Raw genomic sequence first — 20,311 nt, forward strand, 5'->3', positions numbered from 1 at the left:
GGCCACGGTGCCGGGGCGGGTCATCGCTGCCGCCGCCTTCGCTCCGGGCGCCGGGTCGCCAGCAGCAGGGCGATGTCGTCCGGCCGTTCGGCCGTGTGCCGGGCCGCCGTGGTGAGGCGGTCGGCCAGGTCCGCGAGACGGGTCGAGGGGTTGCCGGCCCGGGTCAGGGCCACCCGCAGGGCGCTGATGCCGTCGTCGATGTCGATGCCGGGCCGCTCGACGAGACCGTCGGTGTACAGCGCGAGGACGGCGCCGGGTTCCATCTGCAACTCGGTGACCGGGTAGCGGGCCCCGGGATCGACGCCGAGGACGACACCGCCGGGCAGGTCGAGGACGCGGGTGCTGCCGTCGGGGTTGCGCAGCAGGGGCGGGGGATGGCCGGCCCGGGCGGCACGGGCGAGTCCGGTGGCCGGGTCGAGCCGGATGTAGCAGCAACTGGCGAACTGACCGGGATCGAGGTCGATGAGGAGATGGTTCGTACCGCTCATCACCTCGTCCGGCGGCCGGTCGCCGAGCGCGAACGCCCGCACCGCGCTGCGCAGTTGCCCCATCGTGGCGGCGGCCTGCACGCCGTGTCCCTGGACGTCCCCGATGACCAGGGCCAGGCCGTCCCCCGACTCGACGACGTCGTACCAGTCGCCGCCGACCTCCATGCCCTGGGTGCCCGGCAGATAGCGTCCGGCGGTCTCCACCAGCGGATGCTCCGTCAGCCGCCGGGGCAGCAGCGCCTGCTGGAGCCCGCGGGCCAGCGAGGCCTCGCTCTCGTAGCGCTGGGCCTTCTCCATGGCGTGGGCGATCAGCCCGGCGAGCGCGGTCAGCACCGAACGCTCCTCGCCGCTGAAGCTGCGCCGCCCGTCGAAGCCCAGGATGCAGGAGCCGACCGGGCGCCCCGAGGCGATCAGCGGCAGGAAGGCACGGGCGCCCTCCGTCGCGTCCAGGGCGATGCCCGGGTAGGCGGCGGAGAGCTGTTCCATCGAGTCGAAGAAGAGCGGCCGGCCGGTGGTGAGCGTCTCGACGCCGGGCAGCTGCGCGTCGAGGCCCACACCGTCGAACGGGGCGAGGAACCCCGGCGGGAAACCGGACTCCCAGGCCAGGAACAGATGCCGGTCCTGCAGGAGGTACAGCGCGAACCGCCGGCCGCCGAACGCCGGCAGCAGCTCCCGCATAACCACCGCGGAGACCTGACGGGCGGTGACGGCCTCCGTCAGGGCGATGGCGAGGACGATCGGCCGGTACAGCGGGGCCAGCGAGGACGCGCCGGCCGTATCGGCGCCGTCCGTGGCCTCCGCCGCGTCCGGCATCCGGCTCGTGGGCTGGACCGTGCAGGTCAGCACATCCGGGCCGGGATACACCGACAACGCCAGCCAGTCGCCCTCGTACGAGTCGTTCGCCGGGTCGGGCGGCCGCCGCACATGCAGATGCACCGGGTCCGGTGACAGCAGGGCGCTGCGCAGGTGGTCCTCGAAGTCGGGCTGGTTCAGCCAGGGCACGCCCTCCCACAGCGAGCGCCCGAGGAGCAGGTCGCGCGGCCGTTGCAGCAGCTGGGCCGCGCGCGGGTTGGCGTAGGCGACCAGCCCCAGCCGGTCCAGACAGAACACGCCCTCCGGCAGCAGGTCGGCGGCCGCGTCGCCCGCCACCGAAGGCCCCGGATCGAGCACGAACCCCCGCACGGGCCGGGTGTCCGAGCCGGACGGACCGGGATCCGGGGTCCAGAACTCCATGAGCCGCAGGCCACCGTCCGGGGCCCGCACATACATCGGCAGCGACGGCGGGGGCCGGCTCGCCGCGGTCTCCTGGAGTGTCGCCAGCACCCGTTCCGTGTCGCCCGGGGACAGCGCCTCCGCGAGCGCCTCCACGGTCCCCTCGAACTCGTCCGGCGCCACGCCGAGCAGCGCGTGCAGCGGCGCGTCGGCGGTGACGACACCGCTCGCCGGGTCCCAGGCGAACCGCCCCAGCCGTCCCTCGGACGGGTGCGCGGTCGGCGGCCGTACGCACAGGGGCTCGCCTTCCCAGGCGACCGCCTCCCGGTGGTCCTCCAGACGCGCGGCCAGCTCCTCGGCCACCCGTGTCAGCCGCTCGCGCGCGGGCAGCACCTCGGCGGCGTCGGGGACCGCGGGCCGCAGCACGGTCAGCACGCCGTACGTCTCCGACGCCCCGACCACGGGTACGTACATCGACCCGAACTGGAACGGCAGGCCCGCCGCGAACTGCGGATAGCGGCGCATCGTCTCCGTGGCGTTCGGCAGCACCACGTCCACCCCGAGCCGGTAGGCGTCGGCGACGGGGAAGGGCCGGTCGGCGTGCAGCCGCCACCAGGGCTTGAACAGCGGCCCCGGCAGTCCGGCGAGGACCGCCAGCCGCAGCACTCCCGGGGTGTGCGAGCGCAGGTAGACACCGCCGGCGTGACCCCCGGCCGCGCCGATCGCCTCCGTCAAGGCGTCGATCAGCAGCGCGGCCAGCCGTCCCGGCGCCCGGTGCGCGTCCTCGCCGCTCCCAGTCATGAGCCCTGCCTCGTCGCTGTGCCGCCACTCGGGCGACACAGCAAGAATGCGCCACGACACGCCTGCGGCGCACCCGGGCGGGAGGGATGGGCGGGGGTGGGGTGGGGGCGTGCCAGGCGTCTTCGGGCGGAGGGGGGTGGTCGGGGACTGGGGCGCATTTGGCATTCCCAGGCGTCCGGGGACTGGGGCGCGAGCGGCACGTCCGGGCGGAGGGGGACGGAAACGCGGGCGACCTGTCCGAGCGGATGGTGTGGACGCGGACAGTGCGGCGCGCGGCACGTTCGGGCGGAAGGCGCGGACGCGAGCGGTGGCCCGTTCGGGCGGAGGGGGGACGGGGGCTGGGGCGGGTGTGGCGCGCCTGGGCGGGCGGGGACGGAAACGCGGGCGACCTTTCCGGGCGGATGGTGTGGACGCGGGCGGTGGCGCGCGCGGCACGTTCGGGCGGAAGGTGTGGACGCGGGCGGTGGCGTGCGATGCGTTAGGGCGGAGGGGGACGGGGGCTGGGGCGGGTGTGGCGCGCTCGGGCGGGCGGGGACGGAAACGCGGGCGACCTTTCCGGGCGGATGGTGTGGACGCGGGCGGTGGCGTGCGGCGCGTTAGGGGGACGGGGTCTGGGGCGCGTGTGGTGCGCCCGGACGGACGGGGACGGGAGTGCGCTCGGCGCCTTCGGGTGGAAGGGGCGGACGAGGATCGGGGCGCACATGGCACACCAGGAGGGACGAGGATCGGGCGTACCTGGCACACCAGGAGGGACGAGGATCGGGCGTACCTGGACGGACGAGGACCGCGGCGACCTGGCACACCAGGACGGACGAGGACCGCGGCGACCTGGCACACCACGACGGACGAGGACCGCGGCATGCCCGGCCTGTACGGCCGGACAGCGGGACGAAGGCCGGAGCGTGCCCGGCGTGCCTGGAAGGGAACGCCGGACCAGGCCCCGAGGCGACCGGTGTGCGCGCCCGATGTCAGGCCGACAGGCCCTGGAGGCCCTCGTACGCCGCCGAGACGATCTCCAGGCCCCGCTGGTCGTTCGCGGGCTCGCGCATCTGGTTGGTCACGTACGCGACCGCCATCCGGGCCGAGGGATCGACCATGACGAGCGAGCCGCCCCACCCGCCCCAGCCGTACGCCGTGCCGAACAGGCCGTACCCCAGGCCCCAGCGCATCGGCATGCCGAGGGTGCGGTCCTCGCCGTCGAACTGCTCCTCCCACGCCACCTCGCACCCGCCCGGGGACATCAGCCGAACCGGGCCGATCCCGCCCGCGCAGGCCATCACGGACTGCACGAGCGCGACGGAGCGGGCGTTGCCGTAGCCGTTGGCCGCGGGGATCTCGGCCCGGCGCCACGCCATGCTGTTGGCGTCCCGGACCCGGAGCGCGGTCGCGGAGGCCGGCCGGGGCGCCGCGTTCGGGGAGCTCGCGGTGTAGTCCTCGTCGTGCCCGGGCGGTGGGACGGCGAGCGCCACGCGATGGTCGTCCTCGGGGCCCACGCCGATGTGGAAGTCGGCACCGATCGGCCCGGCCACCTCCTCGGCGAAGAACGTGCCCAGGGTGCGGCCCGTGACCCGGCGCACCACCTCGCCCACCAGGAAGCCCTGCGTGAGGGAGTGGTAGCCGGCCGCGGTCCCCGGCTCCCACTGCGGCGCCAGCCCCGCGAGCCGGGCCGTGACGGCGGGCCAGTCGTAGATCTCGGCGATGGGCCCGGCGTAGTCGGGCAGGCCCGCGGTGTGCGACAGCAGATGCCGTACGAGCACCTTGTCCTTGCCCGCCGCGGCGAACTCGGGCCAATAGCGTGCGACCGGTGCGTCCAGATCGAGCTCCAGGCGGTCCACCAGGATGATCGCGGCCAGGGCCGTCATCGTCTTGGTCACCGAGAAGACGTTGGTGACGGTGTCCCGCTCCCAGGGCCTGCTCCGCCCGGCGTCCGCGTACCCGCCCCACACGTCCACCACGGGCTTGCCGTCGACGAACACCGCCGCCGAACCGCCGGTGTCGCCCTCGTCCAGGAAGCTTGCCAGCGCGTTGGGCACCGCCGTGAACAGATCGTCGTACGAGCCCTGGATGTCTGCCATGCGCGGAATCTAGCCCCCGGCGAGGGGCGGACAGCAACCGAATTTCCGGCCCCGGACGGGGCGTGGCCGGAATCCGTGGCTGCCGTGGCTGCCGTATACGGCGGATCGGGACGGAGGAGAGCGCCCGCGGCCCATCAGGGGCGGCGTGCCCGCCCCGCCTCTGCGGCAGACCCACCGGGCGGGCCCCCGGCCCCATATCGTGGGAAGTGAGGCGATATCGGCAGTGAGGCGGCGGAGCCATGGCGGACGCGGGGATCGACTACGCGGCGGTGTTCCAGGCCCTGCCCGGCATGGTGGCGGTCCTGACGCCCGAGCTGGTGTACGTGGACGTCAACGAGGAGTTCGTCCGCATGTCCGGACGCAGTCGGCAGCAGCTCGTCGGCCACTACCTCTTCGACGTCTTCCCCGACAACCCCGGCGACCCGGCCGCCTCCGGCATGCGCAACCTCGCCGCCTCCCTGCAACGCGTCCTGGCCACCGGCGAGCGCGACACCATGGCCGTCCAGCGCTACGACGTCCAGTCGCTGGAGCAGCCGGGGAGCTGGGAGGAGCGCTACTGGAGCCCCGTCAACGCCCCCGTGTTCGGGCCGGACGGGAAGGTCGCTCTCTTGGTGCACCGCGTGGAGGAGGTCACCGAGTTCATCCGCGACCGCGGCGGCCCCGTCGGCACCCGGGCCCGCGCGCTGGAGGCCGAACTGTACATCCGCGCCCGGGAGTTGCAGGAGGTCAACGAACGGCTGAGAAAGTCCCACGCCCGCGAGCGCGAGGTCGCCCTGGCCCTCCAGGAGGCGATGCTCCCGGCGCCGCGTCAGGTGCGCGACCACCGGGCCGCCGTACGCTACCGGCCCGCCGTCGGCGCGCTGAACGTCTGCGGCGACTGGTACGACCTCGTGGAACGGATCGGCGGCGACCGCATCTGTGTGGCGGTCGGCGACGTCGTCGGGCACGGACTGGCGGCGGCCTGTGTGATGGGCCAGCTGCGCAGCGCGCTGAGCGCAGCGTCCCGGGTCGCCGAGGGACCCGCGCAGGCCCTGGACGTGCTGGGCCGGTACGCGCACGTCGTCCCCGGCGCCGAGTCCGCGACGGTGGCCACCACGTTCGTCGACTTCGACGCCCGGACCGTCACCTACAGCAGCGCCGGCCATCTCCCGCCGGCGCTGGTCCACGCCGACGGCCGGGTGGAGTTCCTCGACGCGGCCACGGACCCGCCGCTGGACGCCAGCCCCGCCCCCGTCTCACGCCCCGAGGCGACGGCCGGCTTCCGGGCGGGCGACACGCTGGTCCTGTACACGGACGGGCTGGTGGAACGCCGCCGCGAGGACATCGACGCGGGCCTGGCCCGCCTGGCGGACGCCCTCGCCCGCAACCGCACGGCCGAACCGGCGGCGATGGCGGACGCGGTCCTCCTGGAACTCCTGCCGCCGGAAGGAGCGACGGACGACACGGCGCTGATCGTCGTACGGCTGTGAGGCGACCCGGCGGTCCGGTCAGCGCGCGGCGGTGAGCGACGGGTCCGTACGGCCGTCCCCGTCGTCCCCGTCGGCCTCACCCGTGCGCAGCGCTCGCCGCGGCAGCAGGAGCGGCGTCGCGAGGAGCAGCAGTCCGGCCGTGGCGATGGCGACGCGCGGGCCCGTGGCGGCGGCGAGCAGGCCCCACAGCGCGGTGAGCGCGGCGATGGACAGCTTGACCGTGATGGACCAGGCGGACAGCGTGCGGGCGAGGCGGTCGGTCGGGGTGCGTTCCAGGCGGTAGGTCGCCAGGACGGGCGTGAACACGGCCGCGCAGGTGATCAGCCCGAACTCCACGGCCATGACGAGCAGCAGCCCCGCCGTTCCGGGGCCGACGAAGGCCAGACCCAATCCCCAGCAGGCCCGTAGCGTCCCGGCGACGAGCAGGACCGGGCGCTGCCCGAACCGGGTGACCAGGCGCGGGGACAGCCGCGACCCGATCAGCCCGCCCAGGCACGGCAGGGCGAAGGCGAGCCCGTACTGCCAGGGCGTGAAGTGGAGGCGGCCGAGCATGAGGACGGCGAGGGGCGGCTGGGCCGCCATGATCAGGCCGTTCACGAGGGCGTTGTTGAAGAACAGGGGGCGCAGCGTCGCGTGGGTGAGGAGGAAGCGCCAGCCGTGGAGGAGGTCGGCGGCGCGGAGCTTCGAGCGGACCGAGGGGCGTTCGGGCGGGGGCTCGGTGCCGCCCATGGCGCGGATGCCCCCGGCCGAGAGCAGAAAGCTGACGGCGTTGGCGGCGATGGTGGTCACGGGCCCGAACACGGCGACCACGGCGCCGCCGAGCGGCGGGCCCACCATGGTGGTGCTCCAGGTCGTCGCCTCGAACCGCCCGTTGGCGACGAGCAGATCCTCCCGCGGCACCAGCGCCTTGAGACACGCCCCGGACGCGGCGGTGAAGGTGATGTCGGCCGCCGAGACGAGCACCGACACAACCAGGAGTTGTCCGAACGTCAGCCGATCGAGGGCGAACGCGACCGGGATCGTCATCAGCGCGGCGAACCGGACCAGGTCCATCCCGATCATCACCGGCCGTTTCCGGCGGAACTCCACCCACGGCCCCAACGGCACCGCCACCATCGCCCCGACCGCGAGCCCGGCCGCCGACAGCGCCGACACCTGGGCCGGCCCGGTGTGCAGGACAAGGATCGCGACCAGCGCGAACGCGTCGAAGGCGAGCCAGGTGCCGAGCGCGCTGACCCCGTACGCCGCCCACAGCCACCCGAAGGACCGCCCGAGCGAACGTCTCGCCCCCATGAACCGCACCCGCCTCTCGCCGACCCCGCACCTGCAACCGGGCCGGGCCTGCACATCCAACCGGGCCGGGCCCGCGTGGATCAAACAACCGCCACGCGGCCCGGACACAACCAACAGTTGTGGTTCTACGATGACGGCCATGGACCTCGACGGTGTGCGCACCTTCGTGACGGCCGCGGACGCGGGACGCTTCCAGGACGCCGCCACGACCCTGTCGATCACCCAGCAGGCGGTCTCCAAACGCGTCGCCGCGCTGGAGAAGGACCTGGCCGTACGGCTGTTCACCCGCACGGCCAGGGGCGTGCGGCTCACCATCGACGGCCAGGCGTTCCTGCCCCACGCCCGGGCCCTCCTCGACGCCGAGGAACGGGCCGTCGCCTCCGTGCGGCCCGGCCGCCGCGCGCTGCGCGTGGACGTCATCGGGCGCCGGCTGGCCCCGGCGGACGTCCTGCGCGGCTTCCATCGCGCCCACCCGGACGTCGAACTGGACGTGGTGACCCTCTTCGACGCCAAGGAGGCCTTCGCCGCGGTCCGCTCCGGCACCATCGACGCCTCCTTCCGTGCCGTCACCCTCCCCGCCCGCAGGCTCCCCGACGGCATCGCCACCGCCCGCGTCCACGACGAGCCCGTCCAGCTCCTGACCGGCCCGCGACACGCGCTCGCCGCGGCCCGCTCCGTCACCCCGGACCGGCTCGTCGGCCACCGGATCTGGATGCCCGGCCTCGTCGACGGCACCGAGTGGGCCGCCTACTACGACGACTTCGCCGCCGCGTTCGGTCTCACCATCGAGGCCACCGGACCCGACTTCGGCACCGACCCGCTCCTGGACACCATCGCCGACTCGCCCTCCCTGGCGACCCTGGTCGGCGCGCAGACCCGCCTCGGCTGGCCCGCCGACCACGACCTGCGGCGCATCGCCCTGCACGACCCGATGCCCGTCTACCCGCACTCCCTGATCTGGCGCGCCGACAACCCCCACCCGGCCCTCACCGCCCTGCGCGCCCACCTCGACGCCGCCCGGCAGGGGCACGGCACCCGGCAGATCTGGACACCGCACTGGGCGCAGTGAATCCCAGTGCACCCCACTGGGCCGGATGCAGCAGCACAAGAAGCAGGTGACGGGCGGGGGCGGAGAGGCTGGACCGCAGTCCAGCCCACCCCCAGGAGCCCTCGATGCCTCTGCGTTCCAGCCTGCGCGCCGCCTCCGTGGCCGCCCTCTGCGTGGCCGTACTGACCCCGGTCACCGCCGCCGGCCCCGCGTCCGCGACACCGAAGCGCGGCGACGACCACCGACTCCAGGAACAACTCGACCGGTTCGTCCACAGTGCGGGCGGCCCGCCCGCCGTCATCGCCGTCCTCGACTACGGCAGGAAGACCCGTGTCCTCACCGCGGGCACCGCCGACGTCCGCACCGGCCGCCCGCCCCGCCCGGACGACCACATGCGCATCGCCAGCACCGCCAAGGCCTTCAGCGGTGCCGTCGCCCTGGCCCTGACCGACCGCGGCGCCCTGGACCTCGACGACACCCTGCGCGAGCGGCTGCCCCAACTGCCGCGCGCGTGGGGCGCGGTGACACTGCGCCAGCTGCTCCAGCACACCAGCGGACTGCCGGACTTCTCGGAGAGCGCCGCGTTCCGGGCCGAGATCCTCGCCGACCCGCACCACCACTTCGACTCCCGCCGCCTGCTCGACTACGTGGCCGACCAGCCGCTCCGCTTCCCGCCGGGCAGCCGCTACCAGTACTCCAACTCCGACAACATCGCGGTCGCGCTGATGGCGGAGGCGGCGACCGGAACACCGTACGAACGCCTCCTGCGCGACCTCGTCTACACCCCGCTCGGCCTCCACCGCACGAGCCTTCCGCAGGGCTACCGCATGCCGAAGCCCTACATGCACGGCTACGCCGTCGAGCCGGGGGCCGCTCCGGAGGACGTCAGCGAGGTGCTGGGCATGTCCGGGGTGTGGGCCTCCGGAGGCATCGTCTCCACGCCGGCCGACATGACCCGCTTCATCCACGGCTACGTCGGCGGGGCGCTCTTCGGCGGGCGTGAGATCCACGCGCAACGGCGGTGGATCGAGGGCTCCTCCGAGCCCGCGGGGCCGGGACACAACCGTGCGGGGCTGGCGCTCTTCCGGTACGACACCCGGTGCGGTGCCGTTTTCGGCCACACCGGCAACACCCTCGGCTACACGCAGTTCGTCGCGGCCACCCCGGACGGGCGCCGCTCGGTGACATTCTCCGCCACCACCCAGATCAACAAGGCCACGGACGCCGACCAGGTGGAGCGCATGCGCAAGATCGAGGAGAACCTGGTCTGCGCCCTGGTGCGCGACCCGCACGCCTGACGGAAAACCCTGTGCTCCGCGCGTCGCCGCCGACCCGCTGTGTGCCGTCGTGGACGACGGGACAGGGGTGGGCGGCGGCGTGGGACACGCGGTCTGGGACCGGGGTTTCCCGGTGCGGCACCTGCTGGTGTCCTTGAACGCGTTCCACTCCCGTGCGGCGCCACGGTCACGCTGCGCCAGCCGCCGGCTTGCGCCCCCGTACCGCCCAGGCGCGCGCCGTGAGGGCGATCGTCCCGTCCGCGCGCGCCGGCACCCGCTCGTGCAGCGTCCGCCGCACCCGCTCCCGGACGCCGGGGGCGAGGGCGGCCACGTACCCGGGTGCCGGGCCCTGACCGGACAGGAACGGGGCCCAGAGGTCGTCGAAGTCCGCGAACACGGTGGGGATCTCGACCGGCACCACCGTCACCTCGACCAGTCCCGCCCCGGTCCACAGCGGACGCAGGGCGGACGGTCGGCACAACGGGAAGCGGCGGCCCTCGTCATGGGCCGCGGCCGACGGGTCGACCGTGGTCGCGGCGGCCCAGAAGTGGCTCAGGAACCCCATGCCCTCGCCGTAGTCCCACACATAGGCGGCCACCACACCCCCCGGCCGCACCACCCGCACCGCCTCCGCCAGCGCGACACCGGGCTCGGGAAGGAAGTTGAGGACCAGCCCGCTGACGGCCGCGTCGAAGACCGCGTCCCGCACCGGCAAAGCCTGGGCGTCCGCCACGACGACCCGGGCGGGCGGGGGAGCGGCGGCGCGTGCCGTCGCCGCGAACCCGGCGGACCGCTCCACACCCAGCAGCACCCCGGGCCGGCACCGTACCGCCACCGTCGAGGTCAACGCCCCCGACCCGCAGCCGATGTCCAGCCACCGGTCCTCGGGCGGACAGCCCAGCCACCGGACGAACGCGTCGGCCACCCGCCGGCTCCAGCGGCCCATGTACCGCTCGTAGGCGTCACCGGCGGCCCACACGTCGAAGCGCTGTTCGCTCACCCCTCCACCTTGCCCCGTCTCGAGGGGCGTTGCAGGCCGCAGGCACGGCCCGGGGCACCGGCTTGGCGCGTCCCGGGCGGCCGAGCGCGACCCCGAGCAGCACCAGCCCCAGCCCGCACAGCTGCCGCACGGTCAGCGCCTCGCCCGCCACCACCGTGCCCAGCAGGACGCCGGTCACGGGATTGAGCAGCCCGATGAGGCCGACCGTCCCCGAGGGCAGGTGCCGCAGTCCGGCGAACCACACCGTGAACGCCAGAGCCGTGGCGACGACGGAGACGTAGGCGAACGCGAGGAGCGCCGAGGCGGACAGGGCGGGCGGCGGGCCCTCCACGGCCGCCGCGACCGGCAGCAGGAACAGCGCCCCGGCGGTGAGCTGCCAGGCGGTCGAGGCGAGCACCGCGCCACCGGCGTTCCACCGCTTGGTCAGGATGTGGCCGAACGCCGACACCAGCATGGCCCCGCCCGAGGCCAGCACCCCCGGCACGCTCAGCCCCTCCGCGCCGGTGAACAGCATCAGACAGACCCCGGCGAGCCCGATCGCGGCGCCGGTGAGATGCGCGGCGCCGGGCCGCTCGGCGACCAGGGACCAGGCGATGAGCATCATCGTCAGCGGGGAGACCGCCATGACGGTCGAGGCCACGCTCGTCGGAAGCAGCTGCGAGGCGGCGTAGACGAGGACGAAGAACACGCTCACGTTGAGCAGCCCGAGCACCGCCGAGCGCCACCACCACACCCCGTGCGGCCGCCGCCGTGCGAGGGCCAGCAGCACGACACCGGCGGGCAGCGCCCGCAGCGCGGCCCCGTACAGCGGGCTGTCCGTCGGGAGGAACTCGTGGGTGACGTAGTAGTTGGTGCCCCAGGCCACCGGTGCCACCGCCGTCAGCGCCACCCATCGGGAATTGGCTTCCATGGAAGCCAATATAGCTTCCCGGGAAGTTATATAACTTCCCGGGAAGCTAAAATGGGGTCCATGTCCGTGGAAGACCGGCGAACGCCGGACCGTGTGGCCCGTATCCAGGCCGACTGGCGCCGCGAGCGACCCGACCTCGACGTCGGCCCGCAGGGAGTGATCGGCAGGCTGCACCGCCTCGCCGGCCGGCTCACCGAGGAACTCGAGCTCGTCTACGGCCGTCACGGCCTCGGCGAGGGGGAGTTCGACGTCCTGTGCGCCCTGCGCCGCGCCGGTGAGCCCTATGAGCGGGCACCCGGCGAGCTCGCCGCGCACACCATGGTGACCACCGGCGCGATGACCAAGCGCATCGACCGTCTGGAGCGGGCCGGACTCGTCACCCGCCGCCGCTCCGCCGACGACCAGCGCGGCCGGATCGTCGCCCTCACCCGCCCCGGCCGCGAACTGATCGACCGGGCCTTCACCGACCACATCCACAACGAACGCCGGCTCCTGGACCTCCTCACCCCCGCCGAGGCCGAGACCCTCGAAGCGCTGCTCACCACCTGGCTCGCCCGTCTGGAACCCCCGACGGAGAGCTGACGCGCTCAGACGGTGACGACGAGCTTGCCCCGCGGATGCCCGCTCTCCAGGTGGCGTACGGCGGCCACGGCCTCGTCCAGCGGATAGGTGCGGTCGATCACCGGCGCGATCACGCCGGTCTCCGCGAGGGCCTTGAGCCGGAGCAGGTCCGGCTGCCGGGTACGGGCGAACAGCGGGCGCAGGCGCTGCCCCACGAAGAGCGACAGCACCAGTCCGCGCACCAGGCGGTCCAGGCCGCCCAGCAAGGGCCCGCCGTCCTCGCCGCCGACGAAGACGACCGTGCCCCGCGGCGCGAGGACCCGGCGCAACCGGCTCAGGGAACGGTTCCCGGCGGCGTCGACGACGAGGTCGTAGCGGACGGGCCGGTCGGTGACGTCCTCCCGTGTGTAGTCGATGACGTCGGCCGCCCCCAGTGACCGCACCAGATCGGCCGCGCCGGGCCCGCACACCCCGGTGACCCGGGCCCCGTAATGGGCGGCGAGCTGCACGGCGTACGTCCCCACGCCGCCCGAGGCGCCGATCACGAGCACCTTGTCGCCGGGCCGCGGGCGGGCCAGGTCGAGGGCCTGGAGCGCGGTCACGCCGGAGACGGGCAGAGCGGCGGCCTGCGTGAAGGAGAGGCCGTCGGGCAGGGCGGCGAGCTGGTCGGGTCTGGCGCGCGCGTACTCCGCGAAGGAGCCGTCGCACTGCCCGAACACCTCGTCCCCCGGCTTGAACCCGGTCACCTTCTTCCCGACCGCCGCCACCCGCCCCGCCGCGTCCCACCCGCGCACGACGTGAGCGGGCCGACGCAGGCCGAGCTCGGGACTGAGCCGGGCGACATAGGGCCGCCCGGTCATGAGATGCCAGACGCTCGGATCGACGCCCGCGGCACGCACCTCCACCAGCACTTCGTCGTCGCGGGGCACGGGACGCTCGACGTCCCGCAGTTCCAGGGTTTCGGTGGAGCCGTACGCGTACTGGACGATGGCCTTCATCGGGGGCTCCCCTCCGCGCCGGTACGACGGCGCTCTCCCGGGATCGTCCCCCTCGAACCGCGCCCACGACCAGCCCCCGCAACCCGAACTCGCCGGGATGCGGAGGCATTTGAGGCAGGGGCGTGAGGCGCTTCCGGTCGCCCTACTGCCGGGCGCCGCCCCTGCGTCGTACGAACACCACGGCCACGGCCACGACGAGCACCACCGCGATCGCGATCCACGCCCCCGCGGACAGACCGCCGTCGTCCTCGTCCTTCTCGGTGTCGGCCGCCTGCGGGGTCGGCGAGGTGCTGGACTCCTCGGCGGTCGGGGTCGCCGACGTGCTCGCGGACGCACTGGGGGAGGGCCCGACCGGCGTCGCCCCCGGCGCGGCGGCCTTCAGCTTCAGCACCGGGGCCGGATTGCCCTCGCCGTGCCCGTGTCCGTCGTCGTCGCCGGACTCGTCGAGCTCGATCCAGCGGTCGACCTTGCCGTCGCCGTACGTCTGGAGCGTCTTGAACGCCAGCTCCTTCGCGTCGGGCAACTGCCGTACGACGACGGAGTATTCGGCATCGGCGCCCACCTTCAGCGCCGCGCCCTTCACGAGGTAGCCGTCGTCCGTCGCGGTGAACTTCCACCCCTCGGGCCCCTTCCCGTACGTCACGTCGGACGGGGCGATGCCCTTGGGCAGGACCACCCGGATCTGGGCGATCCCGGCGGTGGCGGACTCCGACTCGGCGGTGAAGGCGAGTTCGGCGTTCTCGGCGAGGGCCTGAGCGTCGTCCGACTCGACCTCGACATGGGCGGCGGCCGGAACGGCGGTGAACAGGACGGCGGTTGCTGCTGCGGCGGCCGCGACGGTCAGCCGGCGGATGATGCGGGACATGGGTGTCTCCAGGCATGGGGGGTTGCCGGGGCCGCCGCACGGCGAAGCCGAACGCGCGCCCCGATCGGGTCAGTTGACGAGAACCGCCCGACCCGACGGCGGCCCCCGCCGCACCACCGCATGCGCGAGGACGGTCCCGGTGAGCGTCGGCCGCGCCCGCTCGGCCCGCACCGCAACCGGTACGTCGAGCAGTCCGGACATCCGTGGTTGGGTGAACAGCGCCCGGGCGGCGGCGACTTGGGCCCGTACCGAGCCCATTGCCGCGCCCACACCGCGGACCAGTGTCCAGCAGGCGGCGTCCGCGCGATGCAGCAACACCGCGACGAGTACGGCGACCAGGGCGTGGGCGACGGTCATGGCGACGGAGTCGTGCAGCCGCTCATGACCCATGGCGAGGCCGCCGTGGTGGACGTGACCCTGCGCGTGAGGAGTGTGCGTGGTGAGCGTCAGCCACAGGTGCAGCCCCGACTGTCCCGCCACGCTGAACACCACGACCGTGCCCACGTGCCGTGGCCGCCGTACGCCGACCAGACCCAGCCCGAAGAGCCCGCCGGCGACGGTCGACGCCTGCGCCCACGGCACGGACTCCGCACCGAACAGATGATGGGCGCTCACCCCGAGCACGGCGCCGACGACGGCGAACACCGCGGCCCGCAACACGGGCAGAGGCGCTGGACGGTGGCTGACGTGGGGGTGCATGACCTGCTCATCCTGTCCCATGGGGGGTGGGGCGCGCAGGTGGCTGCAGAAAGATCGGTGGGGGTCAGGCGGAGGCGACTACGGATCGGTGGGGTCAGGCCGCGGCCACCGCGCCACGCGGGCGGGCGCGGACCCAGCCGAGCAGCACCACCGAGCACAGGGCGGCCAGCGCGCACCACGTTGAGACGAACTCCAGCCGCCACAACGCCGAGCAGACCACCGCACCAACGGCGACGAGCACCCCCAGCACAAACAGCCGCCGGTCACCTGAGAGCAGCAAGGAGCCCACGGTCGCCAGCAGATACCCGGCGATGAGGAGGGGAGTGTGTGAGAGGCCGATGGAGTAGCCCATCGTATGGCCGCGGATCTCGGCAGTCACCGGACGGGAGGCCAAGGCGTGGGCGAGCGCGGCGGCGGTTGCCGCGCCGATCAGCACCGGCACGGACAGACGGCGTCGCGCGTGTCGCGTGGCGGCGCACCACACAGCCGACGGCACCCCCACGGCCAGTACCGGCAGCGCGATCACGGCCCACACCACCGTCGCGACGCCGCAGCCGCCACCGGAGTTCCACACCAGCGCCTCGACGATCTGATGCGCGCCGAGCAGCAACGGCAGCCCGGCCAGCGGGAGATCGCGCGGATCACGCACCCGCGCCACACAGGCGACACCGATACCCGCGACCGCCGTACCGGCCACCAGGTCGGCCGTCGCACTCCAACACATCACGCCATCCAGGGGTTTACGGCATCGGAAGCCACCACGTTACGTCCGCGTGGGGCGTCGGCCGGGGCGACACGGTCACCTCGGCGGGAGGGGGGCCGGAACCAGTGTGGCCCCTCCCTACGGAAGGAGGCGCCTCTCCTTGGCGACCGCCACCGCCCCTGCCCGCGTGTCGACGCCGAGCTTGTCGTAGATGCGGCGGAGGTGGGTCTTCACGGTGGCCTCGCTGATGAACAGGGCGCGGGCGATGTCCCGGTTGCCGATGCCGCGGGCCAACTGGGCGAGGATGTCGCGTTCGCGGTCGGTGAGGGTGGGGCGGGGCTTGCGCAGGTTGGCCATCACCCGGCCGGCGACCGGCGCCGACAGCGTGGTGCGACCGTCGGCGGCGGCGTGGATCGCCGCGAACAGCTCGTCGGGGCGCTCGGCCTTGAGGAGATAGCCGGTGGCGCCCGCCTCGATGGCGCGGGTGATGTCGGCGTCGGTGTCGTACGTCGTCAGCACCAGGACGTGCGGGCGGGCGCCCGGCGCGGAGGTGAGGCGGCGCGTGGTCTCCACGCCGTCGAGGCCCTCGCCCAGCTGGAGGTCCATCAGCACCACGTCCGGCGTGAGCTTCGCGGCCAGCGCCAGCGCCTCCTCACCGGTGCCGGCCTCCCCGACGACCTCGATGTCCGGGGCACTGTCGAGCAGCGCGAGCAGTCCGGCACGTACGACGGCATGGTCGTCGCAGACCAGGATGCGCACGCGGCGAGAGCGGTCGGGGATCGTCAAGGCGCCGCCTCCCAGCGGAGATCAGGGGTCGTCGGTGCGCTTCCGGGCGGGGCCTCGGGGGTTGTCGGTGCGCTTCCGGGCGGGGCCTCGGGGGTTGTCGGTGCGCTTCCGGGCGGGGCCTCGGGGGTTGTCGGTGCGCTTCCGGGCGGGGCCTCGGGGGTTGTCGGTGCGCTTCCGGGCGGGGCCTCGGGGGTCGTCGGTGCGCTTCCGGGCGGGGCCTCGGGGGTCATCGGTGCGCTTCCGGGCGGGACCTCAGGGGTCATCGTTGCGCCTCCAAAGGAACCGCCGCGGACAGGACCGTGCCCTCGCCGGGGCGGGACTCGACGGTCAGGGTGCCGCCGAGTGCGCGTAGGCGGGCCCGCATCGCGGGCAGACCGTGGCCGCGGCCGCCCTCGGGGGAGTCGGGCAGCGCGGCGGGGTCGAAGCCGTGGCCGTCGTCGGAGACGTCCAGGACGACCTCGTCGTCGAGCAGGGTGAGCGTGAGCGCGGCACCGCGCGCGTCGGCATGCTCGCGGACGTTGGCCAGGGCGCCCTGGGCGATGCGCAGCAGCGCGGACTGGACGCGGCCCGGTAGCCGGCTGAGCCGATCTTCGTCGGCGTCGACATGGACCCGTACGGTCAACCGCCCACCGGACTCCCGGGCGGCCAGCGCACACAGCGCCTCGTCGAGGCCGCCGCCGCGGGCGAGGTCGGCGGGCGCGAGGTCGTGGACGAAACGGCGGGCCTCGGCGAGGTTGTGCTCGGCGACGGAGGCGGCGGTGCGGACGTGGGCACGGGCCTTGTCCGGTTCGCCGTCCCACACCCGGTCCGCTGCCTGGAGCAGCATCCGCTGGCTGGACAGACCCTGGGCGAGCGTGTCGTGGATCTCCATGGCGAGCCGCTCCCGCTCGGCGAGGGTGCCCTCGCGGCGTTCGGAGGCGGCGAGTTCGCGGCGGGTGCGGATGAGGTCGTCGATGAGGGCGCGCTGCCGGTCGGTCTGCCGCTCCATCTGGAGGAAGACGGCGGTGGCGAGCGCGGCGACGGCGGGCGGCGCGAGCACCAGGTTCGGGTCGAAACGCCCGCCGAGCTGCACCTGCGCGGCCACCACGAACACCGTCAGCACCGCCACGAGTACGAGGGCCGCGCGCGGCGGCAGCGTACGCAGGCCGGTGTAGAAGAGGGGCACCGCGCACCAGGCGAAGCTGGGCGCGAGCACGACCAGCACCATCCACACCACGACGACGAGCGCCAGCCACGCCGAGTGCCGTGGTCCCGGGCTGCCCGCCTTCGGCCCCACCAGATGCAGGAGGACGAGCACCACGCACAGCGCGATGACCCACGGCGTGCGCGGCTCCCCGGGATGGCGCAGCAGGAAGCGGGCGAGGGCGCCGCCGAGCAGCAGGAAGAAGGCCGCGTGCAGGACGAGGCCGAGCCACCGGGTGTCCACGGCGCTCGGTTCGTCGTGGTGCGTGGGCATCAGGGGCCGCCTCCTTTCCCGGTTATGCACGCTGAACTGGGCAAACACCTCCATTGTCACCGGCCCCGCGGGCCCCGCAGGTCAACCGATCGGATGACCCTCGTGTCATCCGTCCCGCGCCCCCGAGCGAGCCGGAACGTCGACCGTCCGGGCCTGGTTCCGGGCCGAGGGTGGAGAGCAGGAAACGGGGCGGCGACCGAGCCGCCCGCCCACCGAAGGAGTCGACGACCCATGAACGCCGTGCAGCCCCAGCACAAGAAGGTCTCCCGCCGCGCCCGCGTCGCCCTCGGCGGTGCCGTGCTCGGCGCCGTCGCCCTGGCGGGCTTCGGCGCGGTCTCCGCCAACGCCTCCGCACCGGCCAAGGCGCCCGCCGCTGCCGCCGCGGCCTCCACCCCGGCCAAGGCCACCACCACGTCCACCCACCTGACGATCGACGCCGCGACCCGCGCCGCCCAGGCCGCGCTCGACGCCGCGGAGAAGGAGAACCAGCGGGTCACGGTCGCCGTCGTCGACCGCAACGGCAACACCGTCGTCACCCTGCGCGGCGACGGCGCCGGCCCGCAGTCGTACGAGTCGGCCGAGCGCAAGGCGTACACCGCCGTCTCCTGGAACGCCCCCACCTCCGAACTCGCCGAGCGCCTGAAGCAGGCCCCGAACCTGAAGGACATCCCCGGCACCCTGTTCCTGGCCGGCGGTGTCCCCGTCACCGCCCAGAACGCCCCGATCGCGGGCATCGGCGTCGCGGGCGCCCCGTCCGGCAGCCTGGACGAGAAGTACGCGCAGGCGGGAGCGGAGGCGATCGCGGGCCGCTGACGGCTCAACGCCCCGGCATTCCCCCGTGCGGGCTGTTGACCACCAGTGGGAGGGAACCCTCCGCCAGATAGGGATGGTCGGGGAAATGGTCGACGTGGAGGTGCCCGCCGTCCTCCGCGTCGGCCATGACCCGCAGATTGGCGGCGAAGAGGGCCCGGGAGTCGCTGTCGCCGCCGATCAGAAGGACTCGCCGGGCGGGGTCGAGGGCGATGCGGACCGCGGATCCCGGCGTGTCGCGGACCTCAACCCCCGCCAAGACGCGATCGTCTCCGTCCGGCCCGGCCATGGTCCACAGCAGTCCCTCGCCCTGGGCCAAGGCCCGCGCCAGACGGTGCAGTTCGGTGGCCGGGGCGCTGAGGTCCACTTCGCCGGACGCGGGGTAGTGAAGAACCCTCGGTGACTTGGGTGACATCGCTCCCGTACTCCTCCGGTGGTCGGCGTACGCGACCCGCCGTACAGCCTGCCCCGGCCGGGCCGCTGCGACCAGCCGAATGCCACAACTCCCGGAGAACCGCGGCCGTTCGTCCAAGCGCCATGGGCCTTTGTCCATGGACGGGTCCGCCGCAGCGGGTGAGGGTGGATCATGAGCCGATTCAGGGATGGGACAGGGGCGTTACGCGGCACATCCACTCAGCGCCCGCGGCATACCGGCGAACGGGGACGGCTGCCGCCGGGGCTGGTCGCGCTGGCTCTCGGCGGCTTCGGTATCGGGCTGACCGAGTTCCTGATCGCCGGGCTGCTGCCGCAGGTCGCGTCGAGTTTCGCGGTGTCCGAGGCGGCGGCCGGCCGGCTGATCTCCGGATACGCGCTGAGTGTCGCTGTCGGCGCGATCGCCCTCACGGCGGCGACGGCCCGACTGCCCCGCAAGCAGGTCCTGGTCGGTCTGATGGCGTTGTTCGTCATCGGTAACCTGCTGTCCGCCGTCGCGCCGAACTATCCGGTGATGATGCTCGGCCGGATCGTCGCGGCCCTGTGCCACGGCTCGTTCTTCGGGATCGGATCGCTGGTGGCCCGCAGCCTGGTCGCGCCCGAGCGGAAGTCCCGTGCGGTGGCGGTCATGTTCGCCGGGCTGACCCTGGCGAACGTGCTGGGTGTGCCGTTCGGCGCGCTGGCCGGTGAACGGTGGGGCTGGCGCTCGGCGTTCTGGGCGGTCACCGCGATCGGCGTGCTGGCGCTGGCGGGGATCGCCGCCCTGGTGCCCACGCCGGCCGACGCGCCCCCGAACCCAGGCGGCCATGTCTCTGCCGGCCTGCGCCCCCAACTCCACGCCTTCCGCTCCTCACAGGTCTGGCTCACCCTCACCGCCACCGCACTCGGCTACGGCGGCATGTTCGGCGCGTTCAGCTACATCGCCTACACGTTCACCGAGGTCGGCGGCTTCTCCGCGTCGGATGTCGCCTGGCTGCTGATGGTGTACGGCGTCGGCCTGGTCGTCGGGAACGTGGTCGGCGGACGGGCCGCCGACCACGACCGTGACCGCGCCCTGATCCTCGCCCTCCTCGGACTGACCGTCACGCTCGCCGTGTTCGGGCTGCTGGCCGCCAGTGCCCCCGCCTCGGTCGTCCTGGTCTTCCTGATGGGGCTCACCGGCTTCGCCGCCGTCCCCGGCATGATCACCCGCGTCACCGACCACGCCCACGGCGCGGCCCTCGCCGCCAGTGCCAACGTGTCCGCCTCCAACGTCGGCAACGCCCTCGGCGCCTGGCTCGGCGGCCTGGCCCTCTCGGCGGGCCTCGGCTACCGGGCACCGCTGTTCGTCGGCGCCGGGATCGTCGCGGTCGCCGCCGCCGTCATGGCGGTCGCGGCACGGGTGGAAGTGGTTTCCCGAGAAATTCCTTGACGAGAATATTCGTTGTA

18 protein-coding genes are annotated in these 20,311 nt (G+C 73.8%); 6 read left to right on the forward strand and 12 right to left on the reverse strand.

From position 1 onward, the window contains the following. Positions 1–20 precede the first annotated feature (20 nt). Both CRP56_RS38350 and CRP56_RS38355 read right to left on the reverse strand, forming a co-directional pair. A complete protein-coding gene (locus CRP56_RS38350; protein WP_097272033.1) occupies positions 21–2,501 on the reverse strand; it encodes a SpoIIE family protein phosphatase in 2,481 nt (826 codons plus the stop codon). Positions 2,502–3,469: 968 nt separating this feature from the next. Further along, positions 3,470–4,576, reverse strand: a complete 1,107-nt coding sequence (locus CRP56_RS38355) for a serine hydrolase domain-containing protein (RefSeq protein ID WP_097272035.1) — start codon at positions 4,574–4,576, stop codon at positions 3,470–3,472. Positions 4,577–4,815: 239 nt separating this feature from the next. Between CRP56_RS38355 and CRP56_RS38360 the strand changes: the two genes are divergently transcribed. Next, complete coding sequence (locus CRP56_RS38360) at positions 4,816–6,045, forward strand: PP2C family protein-serine/threonine phosphatase (protein WP_097272037.1); 1,230 nt, start codon at positions 4,816–4,818, stop codon at positions 6,043–6,045. 18 nt (positions 6,046–6,063) lie between these two features. Here the strand turns inward: CRP56_RS38360 and CRP56_RS38365 are convergent, their stop codons facing one another. After that, positions 6,064–7,338 (reverse strand): MFS transporter, encoded by a 1,275-nt coding sequence (locus CRP56_RS38365; protein WP_097272039.1) that lies wholly within the window; start codon positions 7,336–7,338, stop codon positions 6,064–6,066. 139 nt (positions 7,339–7,477) lie between these two features. On the opposite strand from CRP56_RS38365, the gene CRP56_RS38370 reads away from it, so the two are divergent. Both CRP56_RS38370 and CRP56_RS38375 read left to right on the forward strand, forming a co-directional pair. Then, positions 7,478–8,407 (forward strand): LysR family transcriptional regulator, encoded by a 930-nt coding sequence (locus CRP56_RS38370; protein WP_097272041.1) that lies wholly within the window; start codon positions 7,478–7,480, stop codon positions 8,405–8,407. Positions 8,408–8,511: 104 nt separating this feature from the next. Beyond that, positions 8,512–9,684 (forward strand): serine hydrolase domain-containing protein, encoded by a 1,173-nt coding sequence (locus CRP56_RS38375; RefSeq protein WP_097272043.1) that lies wholly within the window; start codon positions 8,512–8,514, stop codon positions 9,682–9,684. 166 nt (positions 9,685–9,850) lie between these two features. Here CRP56_RS38375 and CRP56_RS38380 read toward each other — a convergent pair whose 3' ends face one another. Both CRP56_RS38380 and CRP56_RS38385 read right to left on the reverse strand, forming a co-directional pair. Beyond that, positions 9,851–10,663: a class I SAM-dependent methyltransferase gene (locus CRP56_RS38380; RefSeq protein WP_097272045.1), complete on the reverse strand. Its 813-nt coding sequence runs from the start codon at positions 10,661–10,663 to the stop codon at positions 9,851–9,853. Further along, entirely contained in the window at positions 10,626–11,573 is a 948-nt protein-coding gene (locus tag CRP56_RS38385) for an EamA family transporter (RefSeq protein WP_097272047.1), read from the reverse strand. The genes CRP56_RS38380 and CRP56_RS38385 overlap by 38 nt, the downstream gene beginning before the upstream one ends. Positions 11,574–11,633: 60 nt before the next feature. Between CRP56_RS38385 and CRP56_RS38390 the strand changes: the two genes are divergently transcribed. Next, positions 11,634–12,155 (forward strand): MarR family winged helix-turn-helix transcriptional regulator, encoded by a 522-nt coding sequence (locus tag CRP56_RS38390; RefSeq protein ID WP_097274872.1) that lies wholly within the window; start codon positions 11,634–11,636, stop codon positions 12,153–12,155. A 5-nt stretch (positions 12,156–12,160) separates the two neighbouring features. On the opposite strand, the gene CRP56_RS38395 is transcribed toward CRP56_RS38390, so the two are convergent. The 6 genes from CRP56_RS38395 to CRP56_RS38420 all read right to left on the reverse strand — a co-directional run bounded on the left by CRP56_RS38395 (position 12,161) and on the right by CRP56_RS38420 (position 17,641). After that, complete coding sequence (locus tag CRP56_RS38395) at positions 12,161–13,132, reverse strand: NAD(P)-dependent alcohol dehydrogenase (protein ID WP_097272049.1); 972 nt, start codon at positions 13,130–13,132, stop codon at positions 12,161–12,163. A 142-nt stretch (positions 13,133–13,274) separates the two neighbouring features. Further along, the gene (locus tag CRP56_RS38400) at positions 13,275–13,997 is read right to left on the reverse strand and encodes a DUF1775 domain-containing protein (RefSeq protein WP_097272051.1); all 723 of its coding nucleotides are present in this window, start codon (positions 13,995–13,997) and stop codon (positions 13,275–13,277) included. 69 nt (positions 13,998–14,066) lie between these two features. Next, complete coding sequence (locus tag CRP56_RS38405) at positions 14,067–14,696, reverse strand: hypothetical protein (RefSeq protein ID WP_097272053.1); 630 nt, start codon at positions 14,694–14,696, stop codon at positions 14,067–14,069. Positions 14,697–14,790: 94 nt separating this feature from the next. Beyond that, complete coding sequence (locus CRP56_RS38410; RefSeq protein ID WP_097272055.1) at positions 14,791–15,420, reverse strand: DUF6629 family protein; 630 nt, start codon at positions 15,418–15,420, stop codon at positions 14,791–14,793. Positions 15,421–15,537: 117 nt separating this feature from the next. After that, positions 15,538–16,185 (reverse strand): response regulator, encoded by a 648-nt coding sequence (locus tag CRP56_RS38415; RefSeq protein ID WP_097272057.1) that lies wholly within the window; start codon positions 16,183–16,185, stop codon positions 15,538–15,540. Between the two features lie 259 nt (positions 16,186–16,444). Beyond that, positions 16,445–17,641, reverse strand: a complete 1,197-nt coding sequence (locus CRP56_RS38420) for a sensor histidine kinase (protein WP_097272059.1) — start codon at positions 17,639–17,641, stop codon at positions 16,445–16,447. 231 nt (positions 17,642–17,872) lie between these two features. On the opposite strand from CRP56_RS38420, the gene CRP56_RS38425 reads away from it, so the two are divergent. Next, positions 17,873–18,454, forward strand: coding sequence for a GlcG/HbpS family heme-binding protein (locus CRP56_RS38425; protein ID WP_097272061.1), 582 nt, complete (start codon positions 17,873–17,875; stop codon positions 18,452–18,454). Positions 18,455–18,458: 4 nt separating this feature from the next. Here the strand turns inward: CRP56_RS38425 and CRP56_RS38430 are convergent, their stop codons facing one another. Next, on the reverse strand, positions 18,459–18,866 hold the full coding sequence (locus CRP56_RS38430) for an Imm32 family immunity protein (RefSeq protein ID WP_097272063.1): 408 nt from the start codon (positions 18,864–18,866) through the stop codon (positions 18,459–18,461). Between the two features lie 252 nt (positions 18,867–19,118). On the opposite strand from CRP56_RS38430, the gene CRP56_RS38435 reads away from it, so the two are divergent. Further along, positions 19,119–20,294, forward strand: a complete 1,176-nt coding sequence (locus tag CRP56_RS38435) for an MFS transporter (protein WP_097274874.1) — start codon at positions 19,119–19,121, stop codon at positions 20,292–20,294. Positions 20,295–20,311: the final 17 nt, after the last annotated feature.

Source organism: Streptomyces sp. TLI_55, from assembly GCF_900206255.1.
Lineage (GTDB): Bacteria > Actinomycetota > Actinomycetes > Streptomycetales > Streptomycetaceae > Streptomyces > Streptomyces aquilus.